Source organism: Paraconexibacter sp., assembly GCF_059438195.1.
In genome coordinates, this window is sequence record NZ_JBLKKY010000066.1 from 1 (window position 1) to 23,796 (window position 23,796).

A 23,796-nucleotide genomic window follows, 5' to 3' on the forward strand; every position below is an offset into this window, starting at 1 on the left:
CCCGGCCCGGCCGACGGATCGGTCGGCGTCTGGAGCTTGTTGTCTGCCTGGCTGGTCAGGTACACCTCCGGATGGCCGTCGCCGGTGAGGTCGTGGCTGGCGATGCCCATGCCGAAGATGCGCACGGTCTCCCAGCCCTCGGCGTGGCTCCACAAGCGCGGCGGCTCGTCGGCCGGGACGCGCCACAGCTGCTCCTCGCCATCGCGGTAGTAGTGGCGGTCGTTCGAGACGCGCAGGTCACGCCGGCCGGATCGGTCCCAGTCGCTCGCGCCGCTGCGCCTCGGCGACCGCGGCCGCGGACCGCTCCCGCTCCGTCTCGATGTCCTCGGCCGCCTTGCGGACGAGCGCCTCCGCCTCGGCGCGCCCGGCCTCGCGGGCCTCGAGCGCGGCGGCCTGCGCCTCCTCGCGCCGCCGTCGCTCCTCGGCGAGGCGCTCCTCGAGCTCGGCGCGGGCGCGGCCGGTCTCCTCGCTCGCATCGGCGAGCCGGCGCTCGGCCTCGGCGCGGGCGCGGCTGAGCCCCGCGACCTGGGCCTCGACCTCCTCGAGACGGCGCCGGACCTCCTCTCCGCGATCCGCGGCGTCGGCGGCCTCCTCCTCGGCTCGACGCCGGGCGGCCGCCTCCTCCTCGATCCGGCGCTCCGCCTCGTCCCGGGCCGTCCGCTCGTCGGCGACGCGTCGCTCGAGCTCGCGGACCGCCTCGCGGCGCGACTCCGCCAGGCTCTCCGCCTCCTCGCGACGGCGGCGCTCGGCCTCCACCTCCGCGCGGGAGACGGCGTCCGGAGCGGGTGCCGTGGAGGCGCGCTCGCGCCGCGTCCGCTGCGCCGGGCGGGGCAGGTCGATGATGACGTCGCGGCCCGCGTCCAGCGCGAACGCGAGGCGGCCGCGCGAGAGGAGGTCGGCGGGGGCGGAGAACGCGGCGCGCCAGAGCGGCCCGTCCGGGGCGGCGAGCGGCGCGACGTCGTCGGGCCCGGGCAGGACGGTGAAGCGGTGGCTGCGACGGCCGTCGTCGACGACGAGCACCGGGGGCGAGAGCCGCTCGCGGCCGTCCGCGCGCCAGCGCCCCGAGATCCGGAGGAGCGCAGTGCCGGGCCCGGCGGCGACGTGCTCGAAGGTCTCGAGCTCGAAGTCGGGGGTGCGCGGGCTCATGTGGGACGCTCCACGGGCAAGCGACGGAGTCTAGGTCCGATCGCGCGAGGTCGGCGCGAGGTCGGAGAGCGCGTCGACGGCGGCCTCGAGGACCGCGGCGGGAGGGGCGTGAGCGTCGAGCACGCGGATGCGTTCCGGCTCGGCGGCGGCGAGCTCGTCGTAGGCCCGCGCGACCCGCGCGTAGAAGCCGTCCTCGGCCTGCTCCAGGCGGTCGGCGGCTCCCCGCCCGTCCTGTCGGGAGCGGCCGGTCGCGACGTCGACCCGCAGCAGGAGCGTCCGATCCGGGACGAGCCCGCCGGTCGCCATCGCGTTCACCGAGCGGACCGCGTCGATGCCGAGTCCTCGGCCGGCTCCCTGATAGGCGAGCGAGGAGTCGACGAAGCGGTCGAGCAGGACGAGCCGGCCCTCCTCGAGGAGCGGGCGGACCCTCTCCTCGACGAGCTGCGCTCGCGCAGCGGCGAAGAGGAGGGCCTCTGCCGCCGCGTCGATGCGCAGCGCGGGGTCCTTCACGAGCCCGCGGATGCGCTCGCTGAGCGCGACGCCGCCGGGCTCGCGCAGAAGGGTCACGGGCACCCCGCGGGCCGCGAGGGCGTCGGCGAGCGACGCCGCGAGGGTCGTCTTCCCAGCGCCGTCGATGCCCTCGATCGTCACGAGCGTTCCGTGCACGTCCGCCGAACCTACCGCGCTGTCCTGCGGAAGACGTCGCACCCCGGTCTCGTGCCGCTCGTCGCCGTTCCCGGCGGTACCCTCGCCGTCCGTGACCCTCGCCGCCCTGGAGCCCCATCCGCACGCCCTCGCCGTCCTCGGCGGGGCCCTCCCGCCGAAAGGGCGGGCCTCGCACGCGTACCTCTTCCACGGGCCTCCCGGCTCGGGGAAGCGCGACGCCGCCCTCGCGTTCGCCGCCGCGCTGCTCGCCGACGGGGCCGCCGACCCGGCGGACGCCGCCCGTCGTGCCCGTGAGCGCGTCCATCCGGACCTCACGTGGGTCGCTCCGAGCGGCGCCGCGGAGATGCTCGTCTCGGACATCGACGAGCCCGTCGTGCTCGGCGTCACCCGCACGCCGTTCGAGGCGCGCCGCCGCGTCTTCGTGCTCGAGCGCGCCGACGCGCTCAACGACCAGGCGGCGAACAAGCTCCTCAAGACGCTGGAGGAGCCGCCCCACTACGCGCATCTCCTCCTCCTCACCGACCGCCCGGGCGACCTCCTGCCGACGATCGCGTCGCGGTGCCAGGCGGTCCGCTTCGAGGCGCCGTCCCTCGCCGCGCTCGCCGAGCGTCTCGGCCGCCACGGCGTCGCGCCCGACCAGGTCGCCGCGTGTGCGCGGCTCGCGCTCGGCGACGCCGACCGCGCGCTGCGTCTCGCGCTCGGGGACGGGCCCGCGCTCCGGCACGCCGCCGAGGGTCTCGCCCGGGCGATCGTCGCGGGCGACCTCCGCGCGCGGCCGTGGACCACGGTCCTCACGCGCGCGAAGGCGCTCGGCGAGGCGGCGGGCACGGCGGAGACCGAGCGCGCGGAGGCCGACGCCGCCCTCGTCCCGCGCAAGGAGCAGGCGCGCGTGCGCCGCGAGGGGGAGACGGCGGCGAAGCGGGCTGCGCGCCGCGCGCAGCGCGACGCCCTCGACCACGCGCTCCAGCTCACCGGACTCTGGCTGCGCGACGTCGCCTGCGTCGTCGACGGGGCGCCCGACGTCGTCCACAACGAAGACCGCCTCGACGCGCTCCGCGAGGACGCCGCCCGCCTGCCCGACGCGGGGGCGCTCCGCGCGGCGGTCGCGCTCGTCGACGACACCCGCGCCTCGCTCGCCCTCAACCCGACGGAGGAGCTCGCGCTCGAGGCGCTCGCCTCCCGCGCCGCGAGCGCTCTCGCCGGCGCCCGGGAGGAGGTGCACGCGTGACCGGCGCCGGGCGTGGGACCCCGGACGTCTCCGCCGGCCCCGACGCCTTCGCCGAGCTCACCCTCCAGGTCCGCGACCGCGCGGCGATGGAGGCCTTCTACGCCGAGGTCGTCGGCCTCGAGGTGCTCGCGCGCGAGGCCGACCGGACGTGGCTCGCGATCGGGAGCCAGGCGCGGCTCGGGCTCTGGCTGCCCGGAGAGAAGGAGCAGGGCGACGAGGGCGGCGTCCACGTCCACTTCGCCCTCAGCGTCTCGCCCGAGGGCCTCGACCGCCTCGACGAGCGGCTCCGCGACGGCGGCACCGCCGTCGACGGGCCGGTCGAGCACGACGGCGGGGACCGCTCGATCTACTTCGAGGACCCCGAGGGCAACGTCGTCGAGGCGTGGGACTACTTCCGCCGGCCGCCCGGCGAGGACGAGGGCGTCGAGGGGCTCCGCGGGTGAGCTCGACGAGGCGACGGGCGGCGGCGGCCCTCGCCGCTGTCGCGCTCGCCGCGACCGCGGGCTGCGGGGCGACCGAGTCGCTCGAGCGCTTCCAGGACGCGCTCCCGCCCGCCGGGGCGCAGCCCGGCGGCGACGTGCCCGAGGCGACCTGCCCGGCGGACGCCGGCAACTGCCGCGCGGTCACGGGCCGCGTCGTCTACGTCGAGTCGGTGGATCCCGACGGCGACGGCGACCTGCACGTCGTCGTCACGGGCGCGTCGGTCACGCTCCCCGGCCTCACGGTCCTCGACGTCGCTCCGGCGCTGCGTCCCGCACGGGACCCGCGGATCGGCGACGTCGTCACCGGGGCGGGGCCGGTGTACCCCGGCAGCCGCGGGCAGTCGCAGATCCAGGTGACGGAGTTCCGCCTCGTGCGCCCGCGCTGAGCCCTACGAGATGACGCCCGCGCCCGCGAGGACGAGCACGAGCGAGCCGATCGCGACGCGGTAGGCGACGAAGATCGCGAAGGAGTGCGACGAGATCCAGCGCAGGAGGAAGCCGATCGACCAGTAGCCGACGATGAACGCGAAGAGCGTCGCGAGCGCCGTCTCGCCGAAGCCGGCCGCGCCGTCGCCGCCGATGTCCTTCAGCTGGTACAGGCCGCTGAGGACGACCGCGGGGACGGAGAGGAGGAACGAGTAGCGCGCCGCGGTCGGCCGGTCGAGGTCGAGGAAGAGCCCGGCGGTCATCGTCGCGCCGGAGCGCGACACGCCGGGGATGAGCGCGAGCGCCTGCGCGAAGCCGATGACGATGCCGTCGCGGACCGTCAGATCGTCCATCTGGCGACGCCTCCGGCCCTTCTTCTCGGCCACGAGGAGGAGCAGCCCGAGCAGGACGAGCGTCGTCCCGATGAGGTAGAGGCTGCGGGCGTCCTCGATCGAGCTGCTGAAGGCGAGGCCGAAGACGCTGATCGGGACCGTGCCGAGGACGATGAACCAGCCGAGGCGGGCGTCGAGCGTGCCGCGCGCCGCGGGATCGCGGAGCGAGCGCAGGAACGCGAGGGCGATCGTCCACAGCTCCTTGCGGAAGTAGAGGAGGATCGCCGCCATCGTCCCGATCTGGACGACGGCCGTGAACGCGGTGCCGGGGTCCTCCCAGCCCAGGAAGGCCGGGACGATGCGCAGGTGCCCGGTCGAGGAGATCGGGAGGAGCTCGGTCGCGCCCTGCACGATCCCGAGCACGATGGCCTGGAAGACGTCCATGTGCGGCGAGGGAGCGTAGAGACAGCGCTCGGGACGCGTCCCCTCGTGCGCGCGCGGGTCCCTCTTCGACCGCGCCTCGCGACCCTCGTCTGTGCCCCGAGGACGAGTCCTGGCGGCGCCGTTCGTCCCGCGCCGACGGGTCCCAAGGGGGTACTGATACCCCCCGGGGGAGACAAAAATGCGTTCGGGTGAGGACGCGAGGGGGTCGTCGGCTCGGGCAAGCTCACACCACCGTCGAGGAGAAGGAGAGAGACGCCCGTATGAGCACGCCCGCGAAGACCCCTGCCGCGAAGCCGCGGCGCCGCAGCATCTCGAAGACGCACGAGCGCATCGCGCAGCTCGGCTGGGAGCCGTCCTACTTCGAGCCGGTCGCGAAGTACCCCACGCGGTACAAGATGCCCGCGAAGGCGAAGGACCCCATGAAGCAGATCATGCGGGAGTACCTTCCGATGGAGCTCGAGAAGGACGAGCGCGTCTACGGCGGTCACGACGCCGCGGTGCGGTCGAACATGACCGACAAGGTCCCGATGCGGTGGCAGGAGATCCTCAAGCCGTTCATCCAGGTGACGAACTTCGCCGAGGTCGGCGCCGGCCGCTGCATGTCGCTGCTCATCGACGCGATCCCGAACAACGAGCTGCGCAACGGCTACCACGTGCAGTTCCTCGACGAGGTCCGCCACACGGGCATGCAGCAGTCGCTCGCGCGCTGGTACACGAAGAACTCCTCGGACCCCTACGGCTGGAACATCGGCGCCCAGGGCCTCGCCCGCGACCCCGTCACCGGCCCGGGCGTGAGCATGCTCTCGCACTTCATGGTCGGCGACCCGATCCAGTGCGCGTTCACGCTCCAGGTCGTCGCCGAGACGGCGCTCACGAACGTCGCGTTCGTCGCGCTGCCCGACGTCGGCATGCGCAACGGCGACTTCACCCTCCCGACGACGTACATGTCGGTGCAGTCCGACGAGGCGCGCCACATCTCCAACGGGTACGCGACCCTCCTCACGGTCCTCCAGGACGACGCGAACGCGGATCTCATCGTCCGCGACCTCCAGCAGGCGTGGTGGATCAACCACTCCTACCTCGACGTCTTCACCGGCGCCGTCCTCGAGTACTTCTCGAAGGACCGCTCCGACCACGAGTCCTACCTCGACAAGTGGGACCGCTGGATCCGCGACGACTGGTACCGCGCGTACATCCTCAAGCTCGGCAAGCTCGGCGTGGACATCCCGCCGGACATGTTCGACCGCGCGCGCGAGCGCATCACGAAGGGCCTCATCCACCGCAACGCGATGTTCGGCTTCGCCTCGTGGATGCTCCACTTCTGGCGCTTCGACAAGTACACGGAGAAGGACTACGAGTGGTTCGAGAACAAGTACCCGGGCTGGTACGCCGAGTACGGGGACTTCTTCGAGGCCCACAACCAGCTCGCCGACCCCTCGGAGCAGGCGCTCATGCTGAGCGCGTTCCTCGCCGAGGCGCCGCCGACGTGCTGGACCTGCCAGATCCCGGCCGTCATCGAGGAGGACACCGCCTGGCGCGTCGTCGATCCGCTCGGCAACACCTGCTCGGCTGATCATCCCGAGGCGAACACGCGCTTCTACTGCTCGAAGGAGTGCCGCTGGCTCGACGAGTCGAACCCCGGCCGCTACCTCGGCGACCGCAACTGGTTCGACCGCTACGACGGCTGGGAGCTCAGCGAGGTCGTCCGCGACCTCGGCTTCGTCCGCCCGGACGGCAAGACCTGCATCGGTCAGCCGCACTGCAGCGACGACATCCCGCTGTGGACGCTCGAGGACCTGCGCCGCTGCGAGGTCGAGGTGACGAGCCCGAACAAGAGCGCCGCCGAGGCGCGCGGGCTGCCGTGGCGCTCGACCGCGTCCGCGCGCGTGTCGAACGCGGCGCTCGCCGACGACACGCTCGCCCGTCACGGCTTCACCGGCGCCCCCGCGCCGGGCGGCCTCCAGGGCGAGACGATCCTCCACGCGCCGCAGAAGTAGCGGCGCGCGGGGGACCCAGGGACGAACAGGGAGAGAGAGGAGCAGGATGCCGAGGGTCTTCTTCGAGCCGATCGAGGAGGAGATCGAGTGCGAGGACGACGAGTCGGTTCTCGACGCGGCGTTCCGGCAGGGGTTCAGCCTCGTGCACGGATGCCGCGAGGGACAGTGCTCGGCGTGCAAGTGCTACCTCCTCGAGGGTGAGGTGTCGCTGAAGCGCTACTCGACGTTCGCGCTGTCGGACACGGAGGAGTCGCAGGGCTACACGCTCCTGTGCCGGGCGATGCCCGACTCCGATCTCGTCGTCGAGCTGCTCCACGTCGATCTCGAGGACTACCGCCTCGAGAACCCGATCGTGGAGGGGCGCGGCACGATCAGCGCGGTCGAGAAGGTGACGCACGACATCGTCCGGCTCGAGGTGCAGATCGAGGAGCCCGAGGAGTTCGGGTTCCTCGCCGGCCAGTACGTCGACCTGCTCGTGCCGGGGGCCGACGGGGCGAAGCGCTCGTTCTCGCTCTCGTCGCTTCCCGGCGAGGGACGGCTCGAGTTCCTCATCAAGCAGTACCCGGGCGGTCGGCTGTCGGGGATGCTCGACGGCGAGCTCGCCGTCGGCGACCCGATCGAGTTCGTCGGCCCGTACGGCGGGTTCCACCTGCGTCCGGCCGAGCGTCCGATCGTCATGGTCGCCGGCGGGTCGGGGATGGCGCCCGAGCTCGGGCTGATGCGCGGCATCGTCGCGTCCGGCGGGACGAAGCGGCCGGTCCGCTACTTCTACGGCGCGCGCACGGTCGACGACCTCTGCTGCCTCGACGAGGTCGCGAAGCTCGGCGAGCAGATCGAGGACTTCCGGTTCGTCCCCGTGCTCTCCGAGCCCGAGGACGGGACGTGGGACGGCGAGACGGGGTTCGTCCACGAGGTCGCCGGCCGTCTCGTGCAGGAGGAGGGGCTCGACGACTTCGACGGGTATCTCTGCGGCCCGCCGCCGATGGTCGAAGCCGCGATCGAGCTCTTCGTCGACGCCCACGGGATCGACGAGAACCAGCTGTACTACGACAAGTTCACGACGTCGGCCGACGCGGCCGGCGACGAGTGACGGGCACGGAGGAGAGGAACCGATGAGCGCAACACCACCCGTGAAGAAGACGGGGGGCGTCGAGAAGTCCCGCGGGGGCGACGACGGCCGCAGCTTCCAGTGGTTCAAGCCGGCCGGGCGGCGGGCGACGCTGTACGAGGACGTCACCGTCGACACGCAGCCCTCGCCGAAGCGGCACGTCGACCGCAACTGGCCGCTCGCGTTCGCGAACGGGCACACGGTGTGGGACGACCGGTCGACCGCCCTCAAGCACGAGGAGTGGTACGACTTCCGCGACCCGAACCAGCTGTGGGAGCGCGTCTACTACCAGCAGGGCGCGGGGTACGAGCGCCACATCGAGGACACGATCAACGTCGCGCGGCGCGACCGGATGCACGAGCGCCTGGTGCCCGAGTGGATCGAGTTCCTCCGCGGCAACATGCAGCAGATCGCGTTCGTCGATCACGGGCTGTGGCTCGCGATGGCCGCCTCGGCGCGTGCCGCGCTCTCCGACACCCTCGCCCACTTCATGGCCTTCGAGGCCGGGTTCAAGCAGCGTCAGGCCCAGGCGATCGTCCTCTACGCGATGGACATGGAGAACGAGCACGGCCCGTTCTCGATGGACGACGCTCGTCGCAGCTGGCTCGAGGACGCGGAGTGGCAGGGCGCGCGCAAGATGGTGGAGAAGCTCAACACCGTCGTCGACTGGTCCGAGGTCATCGTCGCCCAGAACGTCCTCTACGAGTCGCTCATCGGCGTGCTGCTCCGGCGCGAGCTCATGGAGCGCGGCGGCGCGGCGAACCACGACACGGTGACGCCGGTCGTCTTCCAGTGCGCTCAGATCGAGTGGCGGCAGATCCACGACTTCACGATGGAGTTCCTCCGCTTCACCACCGAGTCCGAGCCCCACGGCGAGAGCAACCGCGAGACGATCCAGGGGTGGATCGACGACTGGCTGCCCGGGATCCGCGAGGCGGCGGGCGCGCTGGAGCCCCTCTTCGAAGCGCAGCCCAACGGCCCGTCGTTCCCCGAGGCGCTCACCCGCGTCGAGGAGGAGCTCGCGACCGCCATCGAGCCCTACGGGCTCACGACCGGAGCACAGGTGATCGCGTGACCGAGAGCGCGGCCGGGATCCCCGAGGGGTCCTACGACTACGTCGGCGTCGTCATGTCGAAGAGCGCGGAGGGCGACGCGGTCGCCGACTCCGTCCGCGACCAGGAGCACGTCGAGATCATCGAGAACGCGTCGTTCTGGGACATCCGGGCGAAGGACCGGCTCGTCATCGACTTCGACACGGTGGCGGAGATCCTCGGCGAGGAGGTCGACGCCTTCTCGATCCAGCGCGAGATGTCGACGACCTACGGGCGCCAGGTCACGACCGACGACCAGATGATGCTCTTCAGCGACCCCATGGAGGCGATGGAGTACCTGTCGGGCTGACGCCCGACCCCGGCGAACGGCCGAACCGGATTCCTCCGTGGCCATGACGACGGAGGAATCCTGTTCGAGCTCGCGCCGGGCGCTAGTCGCGGTCGGTGAGGAGGAAGCGGGACACGGCCTCGGCGCGGTTGTTCGCGCCGAGCTTGCGGAGGATGTGCTTGACGTGCGTCTTCACGGTCCCCTCGCTGATGATGAGCCGGCTCGCGATCTGCTGGTTGGACTCGCCGCGGGCCATGTGCTCCATGATCTCGAGCTCTCGCCGGGTGAGGAGGGCGAGGACGGCCGGATCCGCCGACTGCGCGAAGCGCAGCCGCGTCGTCCGCGCGGCGGGACGCGTCGCGAGCTCGTCCTCGCGCACCTGGCTCACCTCGATCTCCGCGTCGGCGACGCCGTCCACGACGCCGTCGATCTCGTCGGTGAGCGCGTGCACGCGCGTGCGCAGGGAGCGCAGCCGCTCGGCGAGGACGGTGCGCTCGAGCGCGTACCCGATCCCCTCGGCGAGCATCCACAGGATGTCGCGGTCGACCTCGTCGACGCAGCGCGGCGTGCGGTAGCAGTCGGCGTGGAGGAAGCCGATGACGCGACCCTCGGGGAGGAGGGGCGCGGCGACGTAGGAGCGCGTGTCCGTGACGGCGCGGAGGCTCGAGAACGTGTTGGGGTCGGTCTCCGCGTTGCGGACGATGAGCGCCGTCCGCCGCCGGATCATCTCCGACTCGAGGAGGAGATGGTCGATGCGCCGCCGGTCGCGCCGGCCGACGGCGAGGATGTGCTCGCCCGCGGTCGGGTCGCCGATGTCGTGGAACGCCTCCGGCAGCCAGATCGAGTCCTCGATCCGCGACAGGAGGGCGCGGTCGAAGCCGCAGCGGCAGACCTCGGCGGGGATCGCGCGGATCATCGCCTCGACCGAGTCGATGCTCCTCAGGCGGCCGAGCGCGGCCTGGACCTCGGTGAACGTGCGATGACGCTCGTCGACGACGGCGACGTGGAGCCGCTCTCGCACGTCGGAGAGCTCACGGAGCGCGGCGGCCGGCCGGGCGATGTCGGCCGCGGGGGCCGCCGACTCGATCGCGGTGTGGAGCGCGCCCTCGGCGTCGGCGAGCGCCGCGCATGCGCCCTCGAAGCTCTCGAGGGCCGGCGTCGACGGAGTCGGCGCGGTGTCGCAGGCCTCCTCGGCGCGGCGCAGCGCGGTCGCCACCGCGGCGCGGAGGTCGTCGTCGCGGATCGGGCGGCCGGGCAACATCGGCCCCGGCGCAGCGGGCAGAGCCGATGTCGTCACATGCGCCATGCGTCCATCATCGCGCGTCGCGCGTGTCGTCAGGAGAATTCGTCGCGGCGTGGAGGCCGCGGACGCCGTGCGCACCCTCGAGCGGGCCGAGGTCCGGCTCGAGACCGTAGAGCGAGAACGCCCGGAACGCGTGGAAGCGCGCATGGTCGGGACCGTGGAAGTCGGCGGAGCCGGTGGTGAGGAGCCCGCCGGCGCGGCAGTGCGCGACGAGCCGGCGCGTCTGCTCCTCGGTGTGCGTGTTGTAGAACGCCTCGACGCCGTCGAGGCCGTAGCCGGCGAAGCGGTCGACGGCCGCGAGGACGTCGTCGATGGCGTCGACGTCCCAGAAGGGGTGCGCCCACACCGCGATGCCGCCCGCCTCGTGGAGGATCTCGATCCCGCCGGCCATCGTCGGCGCGGCGCGCTGGCGGAACGCGGGACGGCCCGGGATGAGGTAGGCGACGAGGACGGCGTCGGCGATCTCGCCCGCCGTCGCGCCGGAGGGCGCGAGCCTCTCGGAGCGCAGCCGATCGGCGTTCGCCGGATGCGTGGCGACGGCGCGCGCGAGGTGGGGCCGGCCGAGCGCGCCCTGGTTCGCCCGGACGCGGTCGAGGAAGGCGTGGTCGATCTCCCACCCGAGCTCCTCGAGCGCCTCGCCCATCCGCTCGGCGCGGGCCGCGCGATCCGCGCGGCAGCGCGCGAGCACGTCGAGGAGGCGCGGGGACGAGGGGTCGATCCCGTAGCCGAGGAGATGCAGGTCGTCGTGCTCGCCGTCGATCACCGACATCTCGATCGCGCAGACGACGTCCACGCCGAGGCGCTCGCCGGCCGCGACCGCCTCGTCGACCCCCGCCACGGTGTCGTGGTCGGTGAGGGCGAGCAGCGTGACGCCCGCGTCCGCCGCGCGCTCGACGACCTCGGAGGGCCCGAGGGCGCCGTCCGAGCACGTCGAGTGGGACTGGAGGTCGAAGGTCGGCGCCTCGCGCCGCGGCTCCGATGACTCTGCAGACGCCACGAACGGACCTTAACGCGCGGTCAGGTCGACCGCCCCGGGACACCCCCGCGCCGGGCGCCCGGGGCGGAAGCGCGTCAGCTGCGGCTCTCGAGGCGGTCGGCCTCGGCCTGCTTCTCGCGGGCCTCCTCCTGCTTGCGGGCGGCCTGCTCCTGCTTCTCGCCCTTGCGTTCCTCGGTCCGGCCCTGCTCGCGCAGGCTCGGGTCGTCGACTGCGGTGCCGGCGGTCTTCTTCAGCCGGCCTGTGATCTTGTCCATGATGCCCATGCCTCAGGGGTACCCGGCGCGACCGGGCCGAACCCGGATCACGCGCGTCGGCGCGCTCGCGAGGTCCATGTTCCGGTGTGCCAGCGGCCCGGTCCGCCCCGTCCGCCCGCCCCTCGCTACCATCCTTGAAGCCTCGCCGCCGTAGCTCAGCTGGTAGAGCACTTCACTCGTAATGAAGGGGTCAGCGGTTCGAATCCGCTCGGCGGCTCTGAGGGGGAACGGCGACGCCCGCCACCGCGGCCGCCGCGTGCTCAGGGCTTGCGCGCCGTGACGATCCAGCAGGACGCGCGGCCGATGACGCCGTCCTCGGTGAGGCGGGCCTCCATGCCGGTCCGCAGCGCGTCGCGGATCTCGTCGTGGCGGTGGGCCATGCGGTCGCCCCACAGGCGGATGAGCTCGCCGGCCGGACCGATCGCCGTCACCATGTCGACGGCCTCGTCCACCGTGCGGCCGACGAGCATCGGGCGGTCCGTGCGGTGCACGGCGACGTCGGCGAAGCCGCCGGCGAGGTGCTGGTCGGTCACGGTGTCCGCGTTCGCCATCGCGAAGGGACCCGGCCCGCACGTCGGCTCGTCGTACTCCTCGGGCCGGCCGATGAGGTCCTCGACGATGCGCTGGGCGTCGTACATGTACTCGTTGTCCTCGCGGCGACGCCAGACCACGCTCGCGATCGGCGCGCCCGGCTTGAGCACGGCCGCCACGTTGCGCAACGCCGCCACCGGGTTGGCGAAGAACATCGTCCCGAACCGCGCGTAGGCCGCGTCGAACGGCCCGTCCTCCAGCGGCTCCTGGGCGTCGTGCACGAGGTACGCCGCGCCGCTGTCCGCGTGGTCGGCTCGCGCCTTCTCGATCATCCGCGGGGAGGCGTCGAGGCCGACCGCGCGGCCGTCGCGGCCGACGAGATCCGCGAGACGGGCGGTCGTGTCGCCCAGCCCCACCCCGAGGTCGAGCACGTGCCAGCCGGGCTGCGGCGGCGCGAGCTCGAACGCGCGCTCGCTGAAGGCCTTGAGCCACGGGAGGTTGAGTCCCGTCAGCTCGACCCAGCGATCGAACAGCGGGCCGTCCCAGGCAGAGATCGCCTCCGCGTTGTCCTCGAAGTCCACTTCATCGATCCCCGGTGTGCCCATGCTCGCAGCGTACGCCGCTGGGTCCGCGCCGTCGAGGGCGGGTCCGGCGAGGTCCAGCCGTCCCCCCGACGCCGCCCGCCGGCGACTGCCGCCGAACGCGCGAGCGGCCCGGCGGCGCCGAGGGCTCACACGGCCGCAGCATCGTCGTGCAGCACGTCCCAGTCGCCGGCTCGGAGGGCGTCGAGGCGAGGCCCGAGCGGCCGGGCGTCGCGCACGACCTCCGTGATCACCGGGGCGAGCTGCGGGTGACCGAGGACGATCGCGCCCACCGGCACGCCGTCGCGCAGCGCGAGCTTGCGGTAGCGCCCGGCGTCGGCGTCCTCGTCCCAGATCTCGTCGTCGCCGTGGATCTCACCGCAGGAGAGCAGGTCCGCCCCTGCGACCTTGAGCATCGTCACGGGCGGCACGGAGGCGTACTCCTCTCCCAGGCCCGTCACGTTGCGCGCGGCGATCTCGGCCTGAGCGACCGCGGTCGGCCACAACCCGGTCACCTCGCCTTGGAACTGGGCGACGTCACCGGCCGCGTAGACGTGCGGATCGCTCGTGCGCATCGTGGCGTCCACGAGCACGCCGTGGTCCACCTCCAACCCGGACTCCGCGGCGAGGCGGATGTCGGGCACGACGCCCGCCGAGACGACGAAGAGGTCGGCGTGGACGCGGCGACCTCCATGGAGCTCGACCTCTTCGATCCCGTCGGAGGCGTGCAGCCGTGCGACCTCGGCATCGACCTCGATCACGAGGCCCAGGCCTTCGAGGTATCGCCGCAGGAGCCGAGATGCGCGCTCGTCCAGCTGGCGCCGCAGCAGTCCGGAGCTCCGCTCCAGCACGGTGGTGCGCAGACCGAGCTTGTGGATCGCGTAGGCGGCCTCCAGGCCGAGGAGGCCGCCGCCGGCGACGACGGCTTCCTGGACCGCCGCGTCCTGCGCGTAGGCGCGGATGCGGACCGCGTCGTCGGCCGTCCTCAGGGCGAACGTCCCGGGCGCGCCCCACCCCGGCCACGGCGGGATGCGAGGCAGTGCTCCGGTGGCGATCACGAGCCGGTCGTAGTCCAGCGTCTCGCCTGTGCCGAGACGGACCGTCCGCGCGCCGCGGTCGAGCGCGACCGCTCGCGTGTTCAGCCAGCACTCGACGCGGTTGGCCGCGTACCAGTCGTCGGAGAGAAGCTGCAGCCCGGTCATCGCCGAGCGCCCGTAGATGAGGCGCGACAGGCCCATGCGGTTGTAGAGCGCGTGGGATTCCGCGGCGACGACGTCGATCGTGCATTCGGGATGGTTGCGGCGCACGTGGTCGGCCGCCGTCACGCCGGCGATGCCGTTGCCGATGACGACGACCCGCCGCACCGCCGGGTCGAAGCCCGCGGGCGCGGCGGCCGACCCGGCGGTCCCGGCGTCCGCGGCGCGCGGCGTCAGCGAGATCTCGACCGGCCCGTGGACGCGCGCGCAGCAGGCCATCCGCGTCTGTGGGCCGTGACCGAGTCGCGCGAGCGTCGCCTCCTCGTCGCGGCCGATCGGCGACAGGCTCTCCATGCCCGACACGACGTGGATCGGGTCCGCGCCGCAGATCCCGAGCTTGCAGCCCGACTCGATCGCCGCCCCCGAGCCCTCGACGATCTCCAGCAGGGAGGCGCCCGGCCTCGCGACGATGCGCGGCCCGTCCGCTTCGATGCGGACCTCCGGGGCGGTCCGTCGCTCGGAGCGGATCTCCTCGAGGACGCCGGCCGCGCCGAGCGCGACGTCCCCCGACCCGGCCGCCGCGGCCTCCCGCGTTCGCTCGAGGAACGGCTCCTCCTTCTGCCTCGTCCGCCACAGCCACACGAGGGCCAGGACGAGCACGGCGCCGCGCAGCGACCAGATCACCGCATCGACGCGAGAGCCGGCGATGGTGTCCACGAGCACCGGCGAGCCGTAGTAGTAGAAGACGACGATCGCGGCGGCGCCGTAGAGCGTGGTGAGCGTGTGGGCGCTGACACGGGCGAGCGTCTCGAGGACGAAGAAGCTGCCCGCCCCGGCCATCGCGATCAGCCCGAAGCGGGCGTAGTACTCCGCGACGCCGATGTCGGCGGGCTCCGGCAGCAGGAAGTACGCGAGCACGATCGCCGGCAGCGCCCCGGTGAACAGCTTGCGCAGCCCGCTCCAATGGCGGTCCTCGTCGTGGAGGTCGGCGAGGAACGCGACCCGCGGGTTGAAGTCGTAGCAGTTGTGCGTGCAGCCCAGGCACGGGCGGCAGTGGGAGTTCGGGACGGTCGCGAACGGCGTCTGCCCGTACACGCGCTGCACGGGGAGCAGGGGGCAGATGCTCGAGCACCAGCCGCTCTTGCCCTTGAAGACCGTGCCCCCCACGCCCCGCTTCCCCTGCAGGAGCGCCTCACGATCGAGCAGTCGTCGCAGTTCGTCGGGCGCGACGAGGAGCGCGCGGTGCTCGCCGGGGCGCTCGAGCAGGCGACGAAGGGGGAGCGGAGGGTCGTCCTCCTCACCGGTGAGGCCGGACTCGGCAAGACGCGGCTCGCCTCCCAGTTCGCCTGCACGGCGCACGAGAGCGGGGAGCTCGTGCTCTACGGCCGGTGCGAGGAGGACCTCGCCAGCCCCTACCGCCCGTGGGCCGAGCTTCTCGGTCACCTCTTCGAACACGGGAGCGACGACCTGCTCGCTCCCATCCCCGAGTCGACGCGCGCCGAGCTCGCCCGCATCGTGCCGACGCTGCGCGAGAGCGGCCGCGACGCTCGCGCACTCCCTGTGGGCCGAGACGTCGGGGAGCCCCTTCTTCGTCACCGAGATGCTGCGCCATCTCGCGGAGTCCGGCGCGATCGCGCAGGACGAGAACGGCCGCTGGTCCTCGCAGGTCGACCTCGCGACCTACGAGCTGCCCCAGAGCGTGCGCGACGTCGTCGGCCAGCGCGTGCAGCGCCTCGGCGACGACGCCCGCCGCGCGCTCGCGGCCGCCGCCGTCGTCGGTCGCGAGTTCGAGCTCGACGTCGTCGCCGCCGCCCACGACATCGACGAGGACGCGCTCCTCGACGTCCTCGAGCAGGCGATGACCGCCGGCCTCGTCAAGGAGGTCGCCGGCGGCGCCCGCTTCAGCTTCACCCACGCGCTCGTGCAGCACACGCTCTACGACGAGCTGTCGGCGACCCGCAGGGCGCGGGCCCATCGACGGGTCGCCGAGGCGATCGAGAAGCTCGTCGGCGACGACCCGGGCGAGCGCGTCGGCGAGCTCGCCAACCACTGGCTCGCCGCGGTCCAGCCGTCGGACCGCGAGCGTGCTGTCCGCTACGCGCGTGCGGCGGGCGCGCGCGCCCTCGAGCTCCGGGCCCCCGACGAGGCGGCGCGCTGGCTGTCCCAGGCGCTCGAGGCGACGACGACCGACGACCGGATGCGGGCCGAGATCCTCGTCGAGCTCGGAGACGCGGAGCGCCAGGCCGGGCACGCGGGGTACCGCGAGCGCCTGCTCGACGCGGCGCGGCTCGCCGAGCGCCTCGGCGCCGACGACCTGCTCATCGCGGCGGCGATCCGCAACTTCCGCGGCTGGTTCAGCAACGTGGGTGAGATCGACGCCGAGCGAGTCGGCGTCCTCGAGACCGCGATCGACCGCGCCGCCCCCGTCAGCGCGGAACGTGCGCGCCTCCTGGCGACGCTCGTCGGAGAGCTCGCCTACAGCGGCGAGAGCCGCCGCTTCGACATGGGCCGCGAGGCGATGGAGATCGCCCACCGCCTCGCCGACCCCGACCTCACGCTCGACGTCGTGCAGCGCTTCGGCACCTCGCTCAGCGTGCCCGACCTCTTCGCGGACCGCGAGGCGCGCGCCGCCGAGGCGATCCGGCTCAGCGACGGCCACCGCGATCGGGTGAAGCGGTTCTTCGCCCTCGAGGCGCAGATCGACGCCCTGCTCGCCCGGGGCGACATCGCGGGCGCTCGGCTCTGCAGCGACGAGCGGCAGGCGATCGCCGACGAGCTGCACCAGCCGACGCTGCAGTGGTTCGCGACGAACGGCAGCGTCGTCCTGCACCTCGTCGGGGGCGACACCGAGGCGGCGGAGCGCGTGGCGCACGAGAGCATGGCGCTCGGCAACGAGACCGGCCAGCCGGACGCCGCGAAGATCTTCGGCGCGTTCCTGCTCCAGGCGCGGTGGCAGCAGGGCCGCGGCAGCGAGCTCTTCGGCATGCACCAGCAGCTGATCGAGGGGCTCCCCGGCATGGCCGTCCTGCGGCTGATGCTCGCGATGTTCTTCATGTACGAGGGCGAGCGAGAGAAGGCCGAGTCGGTGGTCGAGGAGGTCGCCGCGACCGACTTCGACTTCCCCTTGGACGTCATGTGGCTGACGACGTCCGCGTTCGCCGCCGAGACGGTCGCGCTCCTCGAGCGCCACGAGGCCGCGGAGATGCTCTACGAGCGGCTGCTGCCCTACGGCGAGTGGGTCGCCGTGTCCCGCGTGACCTACGTGGGGCCGGTCTCCCACTACCTCGGCCTGCTCGCGACGCTGCTCGGCCGCCATGAGGCGGCGGAGGCGCACCTCGACGCCGCCCTCGAGCTGAGCAGGAAGATGAGCTCCCCGTTCAGCGAGGCGCGCGCGCTGCTCGCGAAGGCGCGTCTGCTCGAGGGCCGTGATGCGGGCGGCTCGGCCGAGCTCGCCGCCACCGCCGCCGACGTCGCCGCGGCCCACGGGATGGCCCAGATCGCGCGCGACGCGAGCGCGTTCGCCGATCACGCGCGGGCGTGACCCTGCTGCCGACGGCCCGGCGGTGCGACGCGGCCTGACGGCCGCGGGGATCCGGACGTGAGGACGTGAGGTCGGCAGTGGCATGACGGGTGGGTTCTTCGACTATCCGAGCGACGATGCGACCGCGACGCAGGTCGATCGGCTCGTCTTCCTCCCCGACCGCCCCGACGCGGACTGGCGGATCCTCTTCGAGCACACCGAGACGCGGCGGTTCCGGACGGGCGACACGGTCATCAGGGCAGGCGATTCGGACCGTGCGCTGATCTTCCTGACGGCAGGCGCTCTCGGCGCGCGCGTCGCACGGGGCTCACGGGACTTCAAGCAGATCTTCGCGCCGACGGTCGTCGGCGAGGTCGCCTTCCTCGACGGCGGTCCACGCTCCGCGACGTTGACCGCTCTCGAGGACGGCGAGCTCGAGCGACTGAGCATGACGGCGTTCGAGACGCTCGGCGCCCGCCACCCCGAGCTCGCACGCGCGGTCCTCCTCGACCTCGGGCGCATCATCGCCGCCCGTCTGCGCCTCGCGACGGACCTGCTCGAGGGGACCTGAGCCGGTGGCGAGCGCGTCGCGGTTCGCGAACTACCTCGACCTGCCGACGAGGGTGCCGCTGTCCGTGTGGCACGCCGCCCGGATGGTCACCATCGCGGGCGCCGTCGCGTTCGCCGTGCAGCTGCTCGCGGGCTCCGACGACGCGCTGAGGTGGTTCTGGGGCGCGGTCATCCCCGCTCTTCCGCTGCTGTTCCTCGTCGCGCCCGGGTTCTGGCGGAACGTCTGCCCGCTCGCGGCGACGAACCAGACGCCGCGATACCTCGCGCTCACCCGCGGGCTGACGCTGCCGCGCAGGTACTTCCACGTCGTCCAGCCGCTGGGCATGGGTCTCTTCGTCGTCGACGGGCAGCGTGCTCCACGCGAGCTCGAGCGTCGCGACCGGCTCGGGCAGCCCCTTCAGCTCGAGCCCGCCGACGGGGGTGAGCTCGTAGGCGCCACGCGGCGCGAGCATCCCGACGACCGCGGTCGTGAGGATCTGCCCCGCCTGCGCCTTGTCGCACAGCCGCGCCGCCTCGATGACCGCCTCGCCGTAGTAGTCCCCGTCGGCCGGGGTGCAGTCACCGGTCGCGAGGCCTGCGCGCACCTCCATGCGCTCGTCGCCGCTGCGGTTGTGCTGGTCCATCCCGCGCTGGATCGCGACCGCCGCGTCGAGACAGGCGGAGACGCCGGAGAACACCGCCATCACGCCGTCGCCGGTGCTCTTGACCTCGGTGCCGCCGAAGGACGAGAGCGCCGCGCGGAGCACGTCGAAGTAGCGGGTGCGCAGCCGCTCCATCTCCGCGGCGCCGACCCGGGCGCCCAGCGCCGTCGAGCCGATGAGATCGGTGAACAGCACCGAGATGCCGACGGGGTTCGCCATCAGCCCGAGAGCCTTCGCCTGCCCGACACGCCCCTGCTGACCACGTCGCGCCTCCTCGGATACGACCTCGAGCGCACTGTAGCGCCATCGGGGCGATCTGCGACAGAAGTTTCCGTCGGCCCACCCGCCGCCGCCGGGGGGTCGACGCGTCTTCCGACCCCGGGCACGTCGGCGGCTCTCGACCGCTTCGGTGCGTGGCCCCGCCGGCACTGTCAGGCTCCACAAAGCCCGTCCGGCGCCCATTCGGACGAGCCGCCTCGACGCCCTACCGTCCGTGCATGGCCATCGACAGCGCCACGCGCGCGCAGCCGGAGACCGCGGCCGCGCTGAACCAGCTCAAGGCGGTCGCCTGGGCGTCCGCCGACCCCGTCCTGCTGAAGCGGTGCACGCGACAGGTCGCGGCGCTGCTCGGCGACGGAGACCCGGAGGAGCAGGACGACGGACTCGGGGGGCGTGAGGGCGCGGCGCTCGCGTTCACCGAGCAGTTCGTCTTCTCCGTCGGGTCGGTGTCCGACGACGACGTGCAGGCGCTCCTCGAGCACGACGAGCCCCTGGACGTCTACCGCTTCACCTGCGCGCTCTACGCGCTCGAGATGAGCCATCGCATCGAGACGGTCGGCCGCGTCGTTCTCGGCGCGGACAAGGAGGAAGTCGCATGAGCCTCGCCCCGAGGATCCCGCCCCCCGAGGGCGGCGACGGCCCGCTCTACGGGACCGAGATCGACCACGCCATCGCCGACTTCTCGGCGACGGCCATGCGCGCGACGACGGTCGACCCCATCACGACCGAGGTGGTCCGCCTGCGCTGCGGGCGCTACCACCACTGCCGTCTCTGCCAGTCGCTGCGGACGGACACCGCGCTCGCGGAGGGCCTCGACGAGACGCTCGCGAGCAAGGTCGACCGCTACGAGAGCTCCGATCTCCCCGAGCACCTCAAGGCGGCGCTCGCGCTGACCGATGCGGTGATCCTCGATCCCTCGTCGGCCGACGCGGCGCTCCGGGCGCGGGTCCGCGAGCACTTCACCGACGAGCAGATCGCCGAGCTGCTCCACGACATCGTCAAGTGGAGCTTCCAGAAGGTGCTCGTCGCGCTGCGCCTGGACGCCCCGGTCCGGGAGGGGCTCAGCGTCCTGTCGTTCGACGAGAACGGGGATGCCGTCATCCGGGACGCCCTCCCGACGTAGGCGTCGACGGAGAGACCCGCGTCGGCCGGCCCGAGGCCGCTCCGCGCCGCGGATCCTTCCCGCCCAGCGGGAAGGATGCGCGGCGGCGTCTCGGTCCGCGCGGGCGCGGCGGCGCAACTCCCGCCGCGCGGGGACGTTGAGACGGCATGACGCTCCGCACCGGCCTGATCGGCGCCGCGCTCACGCTCGCCTCGGGGGCCGCGGCCGTCGTGCCGGCCTCCGCCGCCACGTTCGACGAGCCGCGCACGGCCCGGGGCGACTCCGATCGGGCCGTGCTCGCCCCGGACGTCGCGGTCGCGCCATGGGGACGGACGGCGCTCACCTACGTCGAGCAGCTCGAGCGCGGCGCCGGCTTCGGGGTCGTCGTGAGGCGCGGCACCCTGCGCGACCCGATCGGCCGGCGCAAGGTGCTCACGACTCGTGGCGGCATCCCGACGGCCGCGGTGAGCCGCGCCACGACGGCGGTGGCATGGACCGACCCCGGGCCTCGCACCGGCCCCAGGTCGATCCGGCTCCGCGTCGCGCGGCACGGGCACCGGTTCGGCGGCGTCCACGTCCTCGCGCGCGACCGGTCCGCCGCCGGACTGCAGCTCGCGCCGCTGGGCGAGCGACGGATCCTCGCGGTGTGGGTGGAGACGACCTCCGCCGGGCGCGCGGTGCGCTCTGCGGTCGTCGACCCGGACGGCGGCGTCACCGACGCGACGACGCTGTCCCGGGACGTCGGGCCGACCTTCGCGCTCGCGGCCGGCACCGACCGCGACGGCGCGGTGCTCGTGAGCTGGGGCTCGCCGGTCTCCATCACCCCGCTCCGCAACCAGCAGGTGCTCGTCGCGCGCTTCGACCCAGAGACGCTGCGTCCCACGATCGGCCCGCGCATCGACGCGATCGACGCGGGTGCCGGGGCGACGGCGCGGGGCGGGACCGTCGACTCCGGCGCGGGCGGGGCAGCGGTGACGTGGACCGAGCAGGGCGCTCTCCCGCAGCGTCTGCGGACCCTCGTCCCCTCGCAGTCGGGTCGTCCGGAGACCGTCTTCGCCCTCACCGACTCCTCCGACCTCGGGGCCCGCTTCGCGGAGGGGCCCGCGGTCGCCGTGCCGGAGCGCGGTGCGATCCAGGCGGCGTGGTCGGTGCGCGACGCGGTGCCCGGTGAGGGCGCGGCGGACCTCGCGGGCCGGGTCTTCGTCGCCGACCGCGCACCCGGCGGCGGGTTCCCCTCGCCGCGGCTGGTCTCCGCCGAGGGGAGGATCGCCTCGGCGCCGCAGGCCACCGCGACGCGGTCCCAGGCGGTCACGACGTGGCTCGAGGGCCGGTTCCCGAGCTACCGCCTGCGGGCGGTCGTGCGCGACGACTCCGGCGCGCTCGAGGCGCCGCGGACGCTCGCGGGGGAGGCGCGCAGCGACGTGGCGCTCGCGGGTGAGGCTGCGGGGGCGCTCGTCGCCTGGGCGCGCCCGGAGCGCAGCGAGGCCCACGTCGGCCGCCGGCTGCAGGTCGCCGCGCTCCGTGAGCCGAGCGACGGCCCGCAGGGCTGAGGCGGCGGGCGCCGAGCCCGGTCCGTCGAGAACTCGAAAGCGGCTCTGCGGCGACACGATCCGAGTTCTCGGCGTCGCCTCGCCGCCCCTCGCGCCCGGGAAGCGCCCGCGGGCGCCCGCGCGGCGGTCCTCCGGGGAGGGTCAGGTCCTCCCCGGAGGACGTTCGCGTGCGTCACCGCGCTGTTGACCGCGATGACCGAGCGGCGGGCCCTATCGGTCGTGGAGGCGGGCGCCGCGCCCTCGGAGCCGGCAGTCAGGGGAGGCGCCGGCCTGCCGCGAGCCTAGATCTGCGACGGGCGCGGCGGAAACCACCCCTCGGGGTGCTTTCGTACGCCTAGGGGGGTAGGCATCCGGCCGGGGCGCTCGGTCCGCGATCTCCCTCTTCGGCCCGCCGATCTCCTTCCCGCGGGGGACGGGGCGCCGGACTATGCTCGGGGCCATGAGCGACGAGCAGCAGCAGGACAGCGGCAAGCGCAACCTCATGTGCCCGTGCGGCGAGTACATCCAGGGCAGCTCCGAGGACGACCTCGTCGAGAAGGCGCAGGCGCATCTCAAGGCCGAGCACCCCGGGCACGAGTACACGCGCGATCAGATCCTCTTCATGGCGACGGGCTGATCACGAGCAGGAGGAGCGCTGCGGCCACGGGCGACGCGCTCTGCGCGAAGCGGCGCACGAGGAAGAAGGAGGGTCGGCAGCCGCGTCGCGGCCGTCTCAGCCGCCGGCGATCGCCTGCCTGATCCGCGCCGCCTGCCGGGTGAGGTGGTGGCGCTCGGCGAGGTTCGACGCCGCTCCGGCCGCCTCGGCGTACAGCTCCGCCGCGGTCCGCAGGTCGCCGGTCTTCTCGTGCAGGTACGCGGCGGCGGCCGCGTGGCGAGGGACCTCGGGGTCGACGGCGGCGAGCGCCGCGAGGCCCTCCGCGGGGCCTCGCGCCTCCCCGACGGCGACGGCGCGGCCCAGCTCGGCGACCGGGCTCGCGGTGAGCCGCAGCAGCTCGTCGTACCACTCGACGATCTGCGGCCAGTCCGTCTCCTCCGCGCGCGGCGCGTCGGCGTGGAGGGCGGCGATGGCGGCCTGCGCCTGGTACTCGCCGAGGCGGTCCCGGGCGAGAGCGCGCTGGAGGATGTCGATCCCCTCGGCGATGAGCGAGGTGTCCCAGAGGGATCGGTCCTGCTCGGCGAGCGGGACGAGGCTGCCGTCGGCCCGGGTCCTCGCCGGCCGCCGGGCGTGGTGGAGCAGCATGAGCGCGAGGAGGCCCGCCGCCTCCTCGTCCTCGGTCATCGCGGCGAGCTGGCGCGCGAGCCGGATCGCCTCCGCCGCGAGGTCGACGTCGCCGGTGTAGCCCTCGTTGAAGACGAGGTAGAGGACCTTCAGCACGGTCGCCAGGTCGCCCGGGGCGTCGAACCGGACGTCGCGCAGCGATCGCTTCGCCCGGCTGATCCGCTGCGCCATCGTCGCCTCGGGCACGAGGTACGCCTCGGCGATCTGGCGGGTGGTGAGGCCGCCGACGGCGCGCAGCGTGAGCGCCACCGCCGAGGCGGGCGAGAGGGACGGGTGCGCGCAGAGGAAGAACAGCTGCAGCGTGTCGTCCTCCTCCGCCGCAGGTCCCGGCGCCGGCTCGGCGTGCACGAGCTGCTCGCGGCCGCGCCGCGCGTCGTCGGCGCGCACCGCGTCGACGACCTTGCGCCACGCCGCCGTGACGAGCCAGCCCTTCGGATCGTCGGGCGGCCGGTCCGGCCACGTGAGGGTCGCCTGGACGAGCGCCTCCTGCACGGCGTCCTCGGCGGTCGCGAAGTCCGCTCCGCGGCGCACGAGGACGCCGATCACGGCCGGCGCGAGCTCGCGCAGGAGCCGCTCGTCCATCGTCGGCTCACTCGGTGACGGTCGGCGGGGGCGTGAGGAAGGGGCGCACCTCGAGCCACTCGTGGATGGGCTTCCCGCCGGCGCCGGGTGCCGCCGAGAGCTCGCCCGCGAGCTCGACGGCGCGGTCCCAGCTCTCGACGTCGATGATCATCCAGCCGGCGATGAGGTCCTTCGTCTCGGCGAACGGCCCGTCGGTGACCGG

24 protein-coding genes, 1 tRNA gene and 1 pseudogene are annotated in these 23,796 nt (G+C 73.5%); 15 read left to right on the forward strand and 11 right to left on the reverse strand.

The features are described from left to right. Positions 1 to 237: 237 nt before the first annotated feature. Both ACME2J_RS18100 and tmk read right to left on the reverse strand, forming a co-directional pair. A complete protein-coding gene (locus tag ACME2J_RS18100; RefSeq protein ID WP_495546344.1) occupies positions 238 to 1,146 on the reverse strand; it encodes a hypothetical protein in 909 nt (302 codons plus the stop codon). Between the two features lie 30 nt (positions 1,147 to 1,176). After that, a complete protein-coding gene (gene tmk / locus ACME2J_RS18105; protein WP_495546345.1) occupies positions 1,177 to 1,812 on the reverse strand; it encodes a dTMP kinase in 636 nt (211 codons plus the stop codon). Positions 1,813 to 1,903: 91 nt separating this feature from the next. On the opposite strand from tmk, the gene ACME2J_RS18110 reads away from it, so the two are divergent. Genes ACME2J_RS18110 through ACME2J_RS18120 form a run of 3 tightly spaced genes read left to right on the forward strand, consistent with a single transcriptional unit; the run spans position 1,904 to position 3,908 of the window. Then, positions 1,904 to 3,040, forward strand: a complete 1,137-nt coding sequence (locus ACME2J_RS18110; RefSeq protein ID WP_495546346.1) for a DNA polymerase III delta subunit-related protein — start codon at positions 1,904 to 1,906, stop codon at positions 3,038 to 3,040. Continuing rightward, positions 3,037 to 3,483 carry a VOC family protein gene (locus tag ACME2J_RS18115; protein WP_495546347.1) on the forward strand — a complete coding sequence of 149 codons (447 nt, stop codon included), beginning with the start codon at positions 3,037 to 3,039 and terminating at the stop codon, positions 3,481 to 3,483. The genes ACME2J_RS18110 and ACME2J_RS18115 overlap by 4 nt, the downstream gene beginning before the upstream one ends. Beyond that, positions 3,480 to 3,908: a hypothetical protein gene (locus ACME2J_RS18120; RefSeq protein WP_495546348.1), complete on the forward strand. Its 429-nt coding sequence runs from the start codon at positions 3,480 to 3,482 to the stop codon at positions 3,906 to 3,908. Before ACME2J_RS18115 ends, ACME2J_RS18120 begins: the two co-directional genes overlap by 4 nt. A 3-nt stretch (positions 3,909 to 3,911) precedes the next feature. Here ACME2J_RS18120 and ACME2J_RS18125 read toward each other — a convergent pair whose 3' ends face one another. Next, positions 3,912 to 4,724 (reverse strand): undecaprenyl-diphosphate phosphatase, encoded by an 813-nt coding sequence (locus ACME2J_RS18125; RefSeq protein WP_495546349.1) that lies wholly within the window; start codon positions 4,722 to 4,724, stop codon positions 3,912 to 3,914. 260 nt (positions 4,725 to 4,984) lie between these two features. Between ACME2J_RS18125 and ACME2J_RS18130 the strand changes: the two genes are divergently transcribed. From ACME2J_RS18130 to ACME2J_RS18145, 4 genes are read left to right on the forward strand one after another with little or no spacing between them, the layout of a single operon-like run. Then, complete coding sequence (locus ACME2J_RS18130; RefSeq protein ID WP_495546350.1) at positions 4,985 to 6,721, forward strand: ferritin family protein; 1,737 nt, start codon at positions 4,985 to 4,987, stop codon at positions 6,719 to 6,721. Positions 6,722 to 6,767: 46 nt separating this feature from the next. Beyond that, a complete protein-coding gene (locus ACME2J_RS18135; RefSeq protein ID WP_495546351.1) occupies positions 6,768 to 7,811 on the forward strand; it encodes a 2Fe-2S iron-sulfur cluster-binding protein in 1,044 nt (347 codons plus the stop codon). Positions 7,812 to 7,833: 22 nt separating this feature from the next. Then, complete coding sequence (locus tag ACME2J_RS18140; protein WP_495546352.1) at positions 7,834 to 8,904, forward strand: ferritin family protein; 1,071 nt, start codon at positions 7,834 to 7,836, stop codon at positions 8,902 to 8,904. Beyond that, positions 8,901 to 9,230 carry an MmoB/DmpM family protein gene (locus tag ACME2J_RS18145; RefSeq protein ID WP_495546353.1) on the forward strand — a complete coding sequence of 110 codons (330 nt, stop codon included), beginning with the start codon at positions 8,901 to 8,903 and terminating at the stop codon, positions 9,228 to 9,230. Before ACME2J_RS18140 ends, ACME2J_RS18145 begins: the two co-directional genes overlap by 4 nt. Positions 9,231 to 9,312: 82 nt before the next feature. Here the strand turns inward: ACME2J_RS18145 and ACME2J_RS18150 are convergent, their stop codons facing one another. The 3 genes from ACME2J_RS18150 to ACME2J_RS18160 all read right to left on the reverse strand — a co-directional run bounded on the left by ACME2J_RS18150 (position 9,313) and on the right by ACME2J_RS18160 (position 11,763). Further along, positions 9,313 to 10,515: a LuxR C-terminal-related transcriptional regulator gene (locus ACME2J_RS18150; protein WP_495546354.1), complete on the reverse strand. Its 1,203-nt coding sequence runs from the start codon at positions 10,513 to 10,515 to the stop codon at positions 9,313 to 9,315. Positions 10,516 to 10,522: 7 nt separating this feature from the next. Next, positions 10,523 to 11,509, reverse strand: coding sequence for a PHP domain-containing protein (locus ACME2J_RS18155; RefSeq protein ID WP_495546355.1), 987 nt, complete (start codon positions 11,507 to 11,509; stop codon positions 10,523 to 10,525). Positions 11,510 to 11,583: 74 nt separating this feature from the next. Beyond that, a complete protein-coding gene (locus ACME2J_RS18160; protein WP_495546356.1) occupies positions 11,584 to 11,763 on the reverse strand; it encodes a hypothetical protein in 180 nt (59 codons plus the stop codon). 144 nt (positions 11,764 to 11,907) lie between these two features. Between ACME2J_RS18160 and ACME2J_RS18165 the strand changes: the two genes are divergently transcribed. Further along, positions 11,908 to 11,980: transfer RNA gene (locus ACME2J_RS18165), tRNA-Thr, on the forward strand. 43 nt (positions 11,981 to 12,023) lie between these two features. Here the strand turns inward: ACME2J_RS18165 and ACME2J_RS18170 are convergent. Next, the gene (locus ACME2J_RS18170) at positions 12,024 to 12,899 is read right to left on the reverse strand and encodes a class I SAM-dependent methyltransferase (RefSeq protein WP_495546357.1); all 876 of its coding nucleotides are present in this window, start codon (positions 12,897 to 12,899) and stop codon (positions 12,024 to 12,026) included. A gap of 125 nt (positions 12,900 to 13,024) precedes the next feature. Further along, a complete protein-coding gene (locus ACME2J_RS18175) occupies positions 13,025 to 14,911 on the reverse strand; it encodes an FAD-dependent oxidoreductase (RefSeq protein WP_495546367.1) in 1,887 nt (628 codons plus the stop codon). A 123-nt stretch (positions 14,912 to 15,034) separates the two neighbouring features. On the opposite strand from ACME2J_RS18175, the pseudogene ACME2J_RS18180 reads away from it, so the two are divergent. From ACME2J_RS18180 to ACME2J_RS18190, 3 genes and pseudogenes are all read left to right on the forward strand, one after another. Beyond that, positions 15,035 to 15,571: pseudogene (locus ACME2J_RS18180) on the forward strand (ATP-binding protein); the annotation flags it as partial. Between the two features lie 100 nt (positions 15,572 to 15,671). After that, complete coding sequence (locus ACME2J_RS18185) at positions 15,672 to 17,612, forward strand: ATP-binding protein (protein ID WP_495546358.1); 1,941 nt, start codon at positions 15,672 to 15,674, stop codon at positions 17,610 to 17,612. An 82-nt stretch (positions 17,613 to 17,694) separates the two neighbouring features. Then, on the forward strand, positions 17,695 to 18,162 hold the full coding sequence (locus ACME2J_RS18190) for a Crp/Fnr family transcriptional regulator (protein WP_495546359.1): 468 nt from the start codon (positions 17,695 to 17,697) through the stop codon (positions 18,160 to 18,162). Here ACME2J_RS18190 and ACME2J_RS18195 read toward each other — a convergent pair. Next, positions 18,113 to 19,021 carry an adenylate/guanylate cyclase domain-containing protein gene (locus ACME2J_RS18195; protein WP_495546360.1) on the reverse strand — a complete coding sequence of 303 codons (909 nt, stop codon included), beginning with the start codon at positions 19,019 to 19,021 and terminating at the stop codon, positions 18,113 to 18,115. The genes ACME2J_RS18190 and ACME2J_RS18195 overlap by 50 nt on opposite strands. Before the next feature lie 278 nt (positions 19,022 to 19,299). Between ACME2J_RS18195 and ACME2J_RS18200 the strand changes: the two genes are divergently transcribed. The 4 genes from ACME2J_RS18200 to ACME2J_RS18215 all read left to right on the forward strand — a co-directional run bounded on the left by ACME2J_RS18200 (position 19,300) and on the right by ACME2J_RS18215 (position 22,349). Beyond that, on the forward strand, positions 19,300 to 19,680 hold the full coding sequence (locus tag ACME2J_RS18200) for a hypothetical protein (protein WP_495546361.1): 381 nt from the start codon (positions 19,300 to 19,302) through the stop codon (positions 19,678 to 19,680). Next, positions 19,677 to 20,204, forward strand: a complete 528-nt coding sequence (locus tag ACME2J_RS18205; RefSeq protein ID WP_495546362.1) for a carboxymuconolactone decarboxylase family protein — start codon at positions 19,677 to 19,679, stop codon at positions 20,202 to 20,204. Before ACME2J_RS18200 ends, ACME2J_RS18205 begins: the two co-directional genes overlap by 4 nt. Positions 20,205 to 20,350: 146 nt before the next feature. Beyond that, on the forward strand, positions 20,351 to 21,733 hold the full coding sequence (locus ACME2J_RS18210; protein ID WP_495546363.1) for a hypothetical protein: 1,383 nt from the start codon (positions 20,351 to 20,353) through the stop codon (positions 21,731 to 21,733). A gap of 439 nt (positions 21,734 to 22,172) precedes the next feature. Continuing rightward, on the forward strand, positions 22,173 to 22,349 hold the full coding sequence (locus ACME2J_RS18215; protein ID WP_495546364.1) for a DUF1059 domain-containing protein: 177 nt from the start codon (positions 22,173 to 22,175) through the stop codon (positions 22,347 to 22,349). 96 nt (positions 22,350 to 22,445) lie between these two features. Here the strand turns inward: ACME2J_RS18215 and ACME2J_RS18220 are convergent, their stop codons facing one another. Continuing rightward, positions 22,446 to 23,594 carry an RNA polymerase sigma factor gene (locus tag ACME2J_RS18220; RefSeq protein ID WP_495546365.1) on the reverse strand — a complete coding sequence of 383 codons (1,149 nt, stop codon included), beginning with the start codon at positions 23,592 to 23,594 and terminating at the stop codon, positions 22,446 to 22,448. A gap of 7 nt (positions 23,595 to 23,601) precedes the next feature. Further along, on the reverse strand, positions 23,602 to 23,796 hold a 195-nt coding region (locus ACME2J_RS18225; RefSeq protein WP_495546366.1), incomplete at its 5' end, for a YciI family protein.